This is a genomic window from Algoriphagus sp. (assembly GCF_013373065.1).
In the GTDB taxonomy this organism is placed as follows: Bacteria; Bacteroidota; Bacteroidia; order Cytophagales; family Cyclobacteriaceae; genus Algoriphagus.
Window position 1 is genome coordinate 127,604 of sequence record NZ_JABXIN010000008.1, and the last position, 10,167, is coordinate 137,770.

8 protein-coding genes and 1 tRNA gene are annotated in these 10,167 nt (G+C 39.3%); 7 read left to right on the forward strand and 2 right to left on the reverse strand.

The annotated features are described in order from the left end of the window. Positions 1 to 64 precede the first annotated feature (64 nt). Together tig and HWE15_RS06570 are read right to left on the reverse strand one after the other, a co-directional pair. Positions 65 to 1,393 carry a trigger factor gene (gene tig, locus HWE15_RS06565; RefSeq protein WP_290506713.1) on the reverse strand — a complete coding sequence of 443 codons (1,329 nt, stop codon included), beginning with the start codon at positions 1,391 to 1,393 and terminating at the stop codon, positions 65 to 67. 90 nt (positions 1,394 to 1,483) lie between these two features. Continuing rightward, a tRNA-Leu gene (locus HWE15_RS06570) sits at positions 1,484 to 1,565 on the reverse strand. Between the two features lie 154 nt (positions 1,566 to 1,719). On the opposite strand from HWE15_RS06570, the gene HWE15_RS06575 reads away from it, so the two are divergent. The 7 genes from HWE15_RS06575 (at position 1,720) to HWE15_RS06605 (ending at position 9,932) form a co-directional block, all read left to right on the forward strand. Continuing rightward, positions 1,720 to 3,939, forward strand: a complete 2,220-nt coding sequence (locus tag HWE15_RS06575; protein ID WP_290506723.1) for a bifunctional (p)ppGpp synthetase/guanosine-3',5'-bis(diphosphate) 3'-pyrophosphohydrolase — start codon at positions 1,720 to 1,722, stop codon at positions 3,937 to 3,939. 53 nt (positions 3,940 to 3,992) lie between these two features. Beyond that, positions 3,993 to 4,472 carry a Fur family transcriptional regulator gene (locus HWE15_RS06580; RefSeq protein ID WP_290506714.1) on the forward strand — a complete coding sequence of 160 codons (480 nt, stop codon included), beginning with the start codon at positions 3,993 to 3,995 and terminating at the stop codon, positions 4,470 to 4,472. Next, a complete protein-coding gene (locus tag HWE15_RS06585; RefSeq protein WP_290506715.1) occupies positions 4,469 to 4,810 on the forward strand; it encodes an STAS domain-containing protein in 342 nt (113 codons plus the stop codon). The genes HWE15_RS06580 and HWE15_RS06585 overlap by 4 nt, the downstream gene beginning before the upstream one ends. A gap of 122 nt (positions 4,811 to 4,932) precedes the next feature. Next, positions 4,933 to 6,204, forward strand: coding sequence for an adenylosuccinate synthase (locus HWE15_RS06590; RefSeq protein ID WP_290506716.1), 1,272 nt, complete (start codon positions 4,933 to 4,935; stop codon positions 6,202 to 6,204). An 82-nt stretch (positions 6,205 to 6,286) separates the two neighbouring features. Then, positions 6,287 to 8,638 carry a PKD domain-containing protein gene (locus HWE15_RS06595; protein WP_290506717.1) on the forward strand — a complete coding sequence of 784 codons (2,352 nt, stop codon included), beginning with the start codon at positions 6,287 to 6,289 and terminating at the stop codon, positions 8,636 to 8,638. After that, positions 8,635 to 9,657, forward strand: coding sequence for a type IX secretion system membrane protein PorP/SprF (locus HWE15_RS06600; RefSeq protein WP_290506718.1), 1,023 nt, complete (start codon positions 8,635 to 8,637; stop codon positions 9,655 to 9,657). The genes HWE15_RS06595 and HWE15_RS06600 overlap by 4 nt, the downstream gene beginning before the upstream one ends. 119 nt (positions 9,658 to 9,776) lie before the next feature. Next, positions 9,777 to 9,932 carry a hypothetical protein gene (locus tag HWE15_RS06605; RefSeq protein ID WP_290506719.1) on the forward strand — a complete coding sequence of 52 codons (156 nt, stop codon included), beginning with the start codon at positions 9,777 to 9,779 and terminating at the stop codon, positions 9,930 to 9,932. The last annotated feature ends 235 nt before the right edge of the window (positions 9,933 to 10,167 follow it).

The window sequence follows — 10,167 nt, forward strand, 5'->3', positions numbered from 1 at the left end:
TAAATGTGGTTAACAAAAATAAAAAAAGCCCTTAAATAAGGACTTTTTTAGATTCTTAATCAATTTACTTTTCCAAAAGTTCCTTAAACTCCTCAAGGTTTATGGCCTTTTCTTTCAAATCAATTTTATCTTGGACATATGCCAAAACCTTGTCGTTTTGTACGGAAGTCACCATGTTCATGTAGTTTTGTCCGTCATTTCCTTTAAGGTAATTATCGACGAATAAATCCATGCTGTTTTCCAAAGAAGCTCCTAATCCAGAAGATGCAAATTGCTCTCGGATCATCTCTTTTGTCTTCTCGATAACGTCCTGATGCTCCGCCTTAATTTCATTTGCTTTGGCGATTTCGTTTGAAACCAAAGACCAAATCAACTGCTGAGCGTAGATTGGAAATTCTTTTTCCACATCAGCTTCTGAGACTTTCCCGTCATTCGCCTTCAAAAGCCACTCCTTTAGAAATTCTTCTGGTAGGTCTAAATTGGCTTTCTCAACCAATACTTTTTTCAGTTCCTCTTCTGTGAACACTTTGGCTTCCCGGTCATAGCTGGATTGAAGCGTTTCACGAACTTTATTGATAAACTCTTCTTCTGATTTTACTTGATCTGGACCGAAGATTTTATCAAAAAATTCCTGATTCATTTCTGCTTCTTCAGTACGATTGACGTTTTTGATGGTGAAAGTCAAGCCACCTGAAATGCTGGCAGCTTCTTCCTCATTGAGTCCAAAGGCTTCTTCCCATTGGCCTTTTTTCACATCCTTCGCAGTAAATTCAACTACTTCATCCTTTCCTTTGCCAATAAACTGTTCAGCAAGTTTTTTAGTGATTTTTGAAAGGTCTAGAGAAACAGTCTTTGAAAAATCTCCTTCTTTCACAGAAAGATCTCCGTAGACATGGTCACCTGCCTCAGCAGTTTCAGGATTGGTACTGTTTCCATACTGAGATTTTAAATTGGCAAGGGTCTCTTCTACAAGCTGATCATCAACCTTGATTGAATACTTGGTGGCTTTTAGAGATTTGTCGATTGGAAGCTCGAAATTTTCGATGAATCCGATTTTGTACTCAAAGTCAAAATCTTTTTGGTTTTTCCAATCGATTTTTTCCTCTACATTTTCAACAGGTAGGGGATCACCCAATACCCTGAAAGTTTGTTCTTTCAGGTAATTGTTAAGGGATTCACCTAGAATGTTGTTGATTTCTTCAACTAAAACGGAGGTTCCGTAGATGTTTTTGACCATGCCTATAGGTGCTTTCCCAGGACGAAATCCTTTGATGTTTACCTTTTTGGCGTAGTCTTTCAGTTTTGCATCAACCTTGGTTTGATAATCTGCCTCAGTTAGTTTAATTTTAATAGAGGCTTGATTAGCGGAATGCTTGTCTAGTGTAATTTCCAAAGCGCGAATATTTATGATAAATCTGAACTAAAAACCCTCAATCTCTTTCCCGAATATTGATTCAGGCAGTGATTGAGGGTCCGATATTTGTGCGGATGGAGGGACTCGAACCCCCATGCCTCGCGGCGCTAGATCCTAAGTCTAGTGCGTCTACCAATTTCGCCACATCCGCATGAACTTACGCAACTCGTTTGTGCGTTTGTCAATTGTGGATGCAAAGGTAGCTACTTAGAAATAAATTACAAGCATGCAATGAAAAAATATTATCACTGTGTAAATCGAATTCTTTCGAGCGATATTTGGGTTAAAATTTCTGATCGATGTCTATGATCCAAGTTGATGCAGAGGAGGAACGAAAAGAGATACTAAAGCGCTATCGAAAACTGCTTCGGGAGGCAAAGCCATTTTTAAAGCCAGGGGATGCCAAAACCATTAAAAAAGCTTTTAATGTCGCTTTGGAAGCGCATAAGGATATGCGTAGGAAATCCGGTGAACCCTATATCTATCACCCCTTGGAAGTCGCACTGATTTGTGTGGAAGAGATTGGATTGGGGACTACCTCAATCGTTTCTGCTTTGCTCCATGATGTGGTGGAGGATACGGATTGGGAATTGGAAGATATTGAGCGAGAGTTTGGGTCAAAGGTGATGACCATCATTGATGGATTAACCAAGATCGCAGGAGTATTCGATTATGGAAGTTCCCAACAGGCAGAAAACTTTCGAAAAATGCTTCTCACATTATCGGATGATGTCCGGGTGATATTGATCAAAATAGCAGATCGATTGAACAATATGCGGACCTTGGCTAGCATGCCTCGGCATAAACAGCTTAAAATCGCATCTGAGACGATGTATTTGTATGCCCCACTTGCTCATCGTCTTGGTCTTTATGCAATTAAATCTGAATTGGAGGATTTGTATTTGAAGTATACAGATACTGCTACCTATAAAGAGATTGTGCAAAAGATAAATGAGTCTAGGTCCTATCGAAATCGCTTTATCAAGAATTTCATTCAACCGATAGAGGAGGAATTGACTCGACAGGGGTTCAAGTTTAGCATTAAGGGAAGACCCAAATCTGTTTATTCCATTTACAACAAGATGAAAAAACAGGGAATCCCTTTCGAAGAAGTCTATGACCTTTTTGCTATCCGAATTATTTTGGATTCTGAGTTGGATAATGAAAAAGCAGATTGTTGGCAGGTTTACTCTATCGTCACAGATTTTTACCGACCCAACCCTGATCGATTACGCGATTGGATTTCTACACCTCGATCAAATGGCTATGAATCTCTCCATACTACAGTAATGAGTAATGCTGGTCAATGGGTGGAAGTCCAAATACGTACGCAACGCATGGATGAGATTGCCGAACGAGGATATGCAGCCCATTGGAAGTATAAAGAAAAAGATCATGGATCTCGAGGTTCTTCTGGGTTAGACGAATGGATTACGCAAGTAAGAAGTATGCTTGAATCCAATGAAGGGAATGCTATTGAATTCATGGATGACTTCAGGGGAAACCTATTTCAGGAGGAAGTCTTTGTTTTTACACCGAAAGGAGATCTAAAAGTGCTGGCATTTGGAGCCACTGCTTTGGATTTTGCTTTTGAAATCCATACAGAAGTAGGGGCACGTTGTATTGGAGCAAAAGTCAATCAAAGGTTGGTGCCCATCACTCATAAGCTTAAAAATGGGGATCAAGTAGAAATTCTTACATCCAATAAGCAAAAACCTTCTGAAGACTGGCTCAGTCATGTAGTGACTTCTCGAGCAAAAGCGAAAATCAAAGACGCTCTTCGGGAGGAAAAGAAATCGGCAATTTTAGATGGTAGAGAAATTGTACAGCGAAAGCTGAAGCAGATGAAGATGGAATTTAATTCGGAGACCATTGAAAAACTTCGAGCTTATTTTGAATTAAAGACTGCCAATGATTTTTATTACCGAGTAGGGAAAGGAATCATTGATCCAACGACTATTAAGTCGTTTAAGGATTTCAAAGAAAATCAAAAGCTAAAACATAAGGCCATTCAGGAAAAAGTGAAGGATGAATCCTCCTTTACGAAAGAAATAAAAAGTCTGAAAGGGCCAGACCATGATCAACTTTTAATTGGAGAGGACATGGATGTCGTGGATTATATTTTGGCGAAATGCTGTAATCCCATTCCTGGTGATGATGTGTTTGGTTTTGTGACTGTAAATGAGGGGATTAAAATCCATAGAACTTCCTGTCCTAATGCATTGGAATTGCTTTCAAACCATGGAAATCGCGTTATAAAAGCACGCTGGACCAGTCAAAAGGAAATAGCATTTTTGGCGGGGCTTCATATTGTGGGAACTGACCGGGTAGGACTTATCAATGATGTCACGAAGGTCATTTCAAATGAACTGAAGGTAAATATGCGCTCGATCACTGTGGATTCTGATGCAGGAATTTTTGAAGGAACGATTAAGCTTTACGTTCATAGTACAGGACACTTGGAGACTTTAATTAAAAACCTGCAACAAGTGGATGGGATTATCAAGGTTTCTCGCTTTGATTAAGTTTTGAATCATATATCCCCTTCATCCGTTATATTTGGAAAAAATCGCTGAAAATGTCTTTGAATACAGCCCATTTTGAGGAAGTAAAAAAAATATTTACTGCATATCTAGAAAACCAAAAGCTTCGAAAAACTCCTGAGCGCTATGCAATTCTAGAGGAAATTTACAGCCGTACCGGACACTTTGATGTAGAGGGTCTTTACATCAGTATGAAGAATAAAAATTACCGTGTGAGTCGGGCTACGGTTTACAATACTTTGGACTTATTGGTTGAATGTGATTTGGTGACCAAGCATCAATTTGGAAAGAATCTGGCCCAGTTTGAAAAATCCTACGGCTATAAGCAGCATGATCATTTAATTTGTGTGGATTGCAATCAGGTCTTGGAATTTTGTGATCCTCGAATCCAAAATATCCAGAATACCGTAGGAGATATTTTAAACTTCCAAGTGCTTCATCATTCCTTGATTTTATATGGGAATTGCACGAAGGAAAAATGTGAAAATAGACCAGATACATCAAAATCAGCATGAAACTGACTTACAATTTAGAAAAGGACGAAAAAGCCTATTATTTACATATTCAAGGTGATTTAATTGGTGATGAAGTTGGTCCCAAACTCGTGGAAATCGTTTCCGATGCCATTCAAGAAGGGGCAAAAACCTTTGTTATCAATTTAAGTGAAGTCCGCTATATCAGTTCCAGTGGAATTGGTTTATTGATAACTATGCTTACAAAAATGCGGAACGTTGGAGGTGAGGTATTCCTTGCAGCTCCATCTGAGCATGTGAAGAAGCTTCTGATAATTACCAAGCTTAACAATATTTTTACGGTTTTTGATTCCGTGGAAGAGTTTCAAGCTAAAAACTGATATTTCAAGAGGGAATTCATTTTGGAATTCAATATTTAAATTCGAATCACTTGGTTTTCTTTAGGCTAATTGCAAATTTCGGCCTTTAAAAACTCATTACTGCATTTATTAATAGCATCAATATGAAGATGGATGTGCTGCTTGGTCTCCAGTGGGGAGATGAGGGCAAAGGTAAAATTGTCGATGTTTTAGCTCCAGAATATGAAATTGTAGCTCGTTTTCAAGGCGGACCCAATGCGGGTCATACCCTCGAGTTTGATGGAATAAAACACGTCTTACACCAAATTCCATCTGGAATTTTTAGATCGCAAATTCTCAATATTATTGGGAATGGGGTGGTTTTGGACCCCATCATCCTTAAAAAAGAAATTGAGGGATTAGGTAAATTTTCGATCGACTACATGAAAAACCTAGTCATCTCGAAAAAAGCTACCATCATTATTCCGACCCATAAGCTTTTGGATGCGGCTTATGAAAAATCAAAGGGAGATAAAAAAATCGGTTCAACCCTTAAGGGAATTGGTCCAACATATCAGGATAAAATTGGTCGATCAGCATTGCGAATCGGCGATGTTTTAGGTGAGGATTTTCAAGAAAAATACAATACCCTAGTTGAAAAGCATAAGACGATTCTATCCTTTTATAATTTTCCACTGGATGAGTTGGAGGGAATGGAAAAGCAATTCTTCGAATCCGTGGAATTTGTCAAGGGACTAAACCTAATTGATAGTGAATACACCGTCAATGATGCCCTACAATCCGGCAAGAAGATTTTAGCTGAAGGAGCGCAAGGTTCTTTATTGGATATTGATTTCGGTTCTTATCCTTTTGTGACCAGTTCCAGTACGATGACCGCAGGTGCTTGTACGGGATTGGGAGTAGCGCCTGCCAGAATCGGTCAGGTGTTTGGAATTTTTAAAGCCTATTGCACCCGTGTGGGTAGTGGGCCTTTCCCAACGGAATTATTTGATGATACGGGAGAGGCGATGCGGAAAGAAGGTAATGAATTTGGCAGTACAACAGGAAGACCAAGAAGGTGCGGTTGGCTTGATTTACCAGCGCTTCGATATTCCATTATGATCAATGGCGTAACAGAGCTTTTTATGATGAAGGCAGATGTTTTGAATATTTTTGAAGATATCCAAGTGTGTACCCATTATGAACTGGCAGATGGAACTCGAGTTGATCGCTTGACCTATGAGATAGCTGATTCTGAGGTTAAACCAGTTTATAAAACCTTAAAAGGTTGGAATTGCTCCCTGGAAGATGTTCGTGATTATGCAGATTTTCCTCAAGAACTTAAAGATTATGTGTCATATCTTGAGAAGGAACTTCAGGTTCCGATCCGCTTGGTTTCAGTTGGTCCAGACAGAACACAGACCATCAAACGATAAGAATCACACAAATCAATTAAAGCCCTGGAGGAATTTCTTCAGGGCTTTAATATTTTAAGTGTCGTTTTGTATTTTGGGAAAAATGAATGCGAAGGAGTTGAAGCGATTTTTGGTTTTTCTAGTTGGTATTTTTCTGTTTTTCATTGAAGCCAAAGCTCAATTTGGTTTTCCTTATTGTGAAACTTTTCAAACAAGTACGACACAGGCCAATACGGTTTTTGGAGGAGATGCGGTGTTGGTAGATGGAGTATTACGGCTAACCAATAACCAAAATAATCAAGTTGGATATGTCTACATTGATGTCCCATTTCCTTCGGCTTATGGTATAAAAGCTGAATTCGAATACTTTTCATACGGAGGAGTTGGCCAGTTCTTAGCGGATGGCCTTTCTATTTTTCTCTTTGATGCAACCACTCAAAATTTTTCTCCAGGTGGTTTTGGAGGTTCTCTTGGATATGCTCCGCGCAATGAAGAACCCGGATTAACCAATGCTTATTTGGGAATTGGATTTGATGAATTCGGAAACTTTGGGAATCGGGCTGAAGGAAAAAATGGTGGTTTTCAAGGGGTGGCTGAGGAATTGGTTCCGGATGCAATTGTAGTCAGAGGTCCCGGAAATGGGTTTACAGGATATCCGTTTGTGGTAGGTAGGAAAACCATGGCCTCAGGTACTGACAAGGATGGGTTCGGACCTGGATCCCAATTCCCGATTAGTTCTGGTGGAGCAGGAACTTTTAGGGTTACCGAACCAGGCCAAGTAGGATATCGAAAGGTTTTTCTTGAATTACAGCCGGACCCGGATGGAGTGGGTTATTTTTTAACGCTTCGAATGATGGTGACCACAGAACCGGGTCAACCTCGAATGGTTACGATCTTTGACCGACCTTATGATTTTCCAGCTCCAAAGGAACTCAAAATTGGATTTGCGGCATCTACAGGAGGCTTTACCAATTTTCATGAAATCCGAAATCTCAAGGTGGAGGTTTCCGCAAGTGAGTCTTTGCTGGACCCAACAGGGGTTGATTTTGAAGATGTAGCATCATGTGAAGGACAAGAAAATCAATATTACATTACCGATGAGGAGGTGGTTTTGCCCAATCAGGACTCCCAAATTCGTTGTCTTCAATTTTTTAGAAGTCTTGAGGAAATCGAAACAAACAGTTCAGACATCTGTAACCAGGGAAAATGTTTGGAAGAAAATCAAGTGTTGGTTTTGCCTCAAGGTATTCTTCAAGCAGGTGAAGCGGGGGCTTATACCTTTTTCCCCAATCCGGGTACTCGGGATCAAGAAGTTGAGGTTTATTATACCATTACAGATAATTATGGAAAAACTTCAAGCGGTAATAAGATAACATTAACCATTCAAGAATCTCCTTCACCAGTTCGTATCCTAGCTGAAGAAGCACAGAATCCCTTGGAAGAAACATTTAATCTGTGTCCTGGAGAAAGTGTGATTTTTAATTCAGAGGGTGACGAAGCATATCAGCGATACGAATGGTATAAGAATGGAATATTATTAGAAGAGGAGATTGCCGCCTCTTTAACAGTTTCAGAGCCGGGATTGTATGAGATTTGGGCTTATAATCGAAAAAACTGCCCTGCAAAATCCAATCGAATTCAGGTCAACTATCCTGAATATCCAACATTACAAATGAGTGGGCCCGTTGTTGGGTGTGAAGTCGGAAAGCCAGTAAATATTTTTGACTTTCTGATCAATTACGAACCTGAAAATTATGATTATAAGCTAGTTGGGAATGGTCTTGATTTGACAAATGAAGAACTCCAACAGGTATCCCAAAGTGGAAATTTCGAATTATCTGTGAAGCCAAAAGATTTTGATTGTTTCGGAGGGGCTATTGAAGTAGAGGTGTTTATTCAGACAATTCCTTTGACTGTTGATTTTGATTTTGTCGTGGAGGGTACAGATATAAAGGATGAGGCCAGTGGGGGAATATTTGCTGATGATCCGATTGCATTCACAGATTTTTCAGATGAAAGAGCTATTCGCTGGGTTTGGGATTTTGGAGATGGTAATACTTTAATGCAACAAAATCCAGTTCATGTGTTCGGAAAAAAGGGAGAATTTGAAGTTGTTCTTACTATTGAGGATGAGTATGGATGTCAATCAAAATTTCAAAAAACCGTTGCGATTACCCAGAGCTATAGAATAATGATACCTTCTGGTTTTACTCCCCTAGAAGAAGAGAATAATTTTTTTGTTCCTAAATACAAGGGCTTGGTTTCTATTGATCTAATGATTTTCAACTCTTGGGGTGAATTGATTTTTCAGACAGATGAACTTGAAAGTAATGGTTGGGATGGTACTTTTAAAGGTGAATTAATGGATGCTGGATTTTACGTATATCGATTTGATGGAATAAGTATAGATGGTGAAAAGGTTACGCGAAGTGGTAAATTCAGATTGGTCAGATGAGTAAATTCTATAGACTTTTTTTGGTTTTATTTTTAGGAGTGATCTTTATGACCGCTGCTCAGGATGTTCAATACTCACAATTTTATGCAAATCCGCTCTATTTAAATCCTGCTTTTGCAGGAAGCACTGATCAAACCCGGGTGGGGTTTAATTTTAGAAATCAGTGGCCTGCATTGGAGCAAAGTTTTGTTGCTTTCACCTCTTATGGGGATCATTTCTTTGAGGAATTAAATAGTGGCTTAGGGATAATTGTTACAGGTGCCAAAGAGAGCTTTACTCAAACTCAGCAATTTGAAATAGGGCTTGCCTATTCCTATCGTTTGCGGTTTTCAGAAACTGATTTTTTACAATTCGGTATGCAAGGAAGTTATGCTTCCCGTGATGCTTTTTTTGACGATATAGTTCTTGGAACTCAATTAGATATTGATAGGGGAGTCATAGTTGGGAGGCCGGGTGATGGTTTTGAAGGGGATAGTCGCCTGAGTTCCTTTGATGCTCATGCAGGGATTTTATCATATGGAAAGAGGTATTGGTTTGGTTTTTCTGCTTTTCATTTACTAGAGCCACCGATTAGCTACCTAGATGTTGATAGTAATCAGTTACCTATTCGATACAACTTGCATGGAGGATATCGGATCAACTTAGCGCCAGGAGATATTAATGATTATTTCAATAATACTGATCAAGAGCGGAGTTTGGCTTTAGCCATAAATTACAAGAAACAGGGAGCCTTTTCTCAATTGGATCTTGGAGCGGAATTTTATTTTGAGCCCTTGATTTTAGGTCTTTGGTATAGAGGTCTTCCAACGAAGTATCAATTACCCAATAATGAATCCTTAATAGCTTTAGTGGGGGTTAGTTTAAATTCTGGGTTGGAGATTGGATATAGTTTTGATTATTCAATCTCTAAATTAGGTCAAGCTATTTCGGGCGGAGCCCATGAATTGTCGGTGAGATATTTAGTACCCTTTTCCTCTAAAGGAAGAAAATTTTTTAATTCCCCAGGTTTTAAATTTTAAAAAAGAGTTTGACACAGAAAGTAGTGCAATAGGGGCCTTAATGATTCAAAAACTTGATAAAAATAACCTTGTTAAAATTTTTCTTTCATTTTCACTGGTCATTATCAGCCTTTTAGGAATTGAGTAAAAAAAAGGTTGAGAATTATGCTTGCCAGGAGGAAAAAACCTCCGATATTTGTGGTCCCGAAAGCGCGAAAGGCGCCGGTGGAGGAGAGTTGGAAGAAGGGGGGACGGATATTTTAATTTTTTTTTCGGTTCCGATGTTGCGGGGATAAAAAAAGTCTTTACCTTTGCAGTCCCGTTCGGAAGGAGCGGTTGAAAAAACAGGGTAAGAGTGACCAAAGACACAGGACGAAACCTTTGAGGGGGTTAGTTTTGCAGTTCCGGTTGAAGTATCGGAAAAGTTCATTGAAATGTTGTACAGCAAAAATCCAAAAGACAGGGCGGCCGCGAGGCCGTAAATAAGGTTACTATACAATGGAGAGTTTGATCCTGGCTCAGGATGAACGC

Bases quoted from the DNA above. Each gene is read 5' to 3' on its own strand.
- HWE15_RS06585 (WP_290506715.1), top strand. From the start codon at position 4,469: ATGAAACTGACTTACAATTTAGAAAAGGACGAAAAAGCCTATTATTTA.
- HWE15_RS06600 (WP_290506718.1), top strand. From the start codon at position 8,635: ATGAGTAAATTCTATAGACTTTTTTTGGTTTTATTTTTAGGAGTGATC.
- HWE15_RS06575 (WP_290506723.1), top strand. From the start codon at position 1,720: ATGATCCAAGTTGATGCAGAGGAGGAACGAAAAGAGATACTAAAGCGC.
- HWE15_RS06580 (WP_290506714.1), top strand. From the start codon at position 3,993: ATGTCTTTGAATACAGCCCATTTTGAGGAAGTAAAAAAAATATTTACT.
- HWE15_RS06595 (WP_290506717.1), top strand. From the start codon at position 6,287: ATGAATGCGAAGGAGTTGAAGCGATTTTTGGTTTTTCTAGTTGGTATT.
- HWE15_RS06590 (WP_290506716.1), top strand. From the start codon at position 4,933: ATGAAGATGGATGTGCTGCTTGGTCTCCAGTGGGGAGATGAGGGCAAA.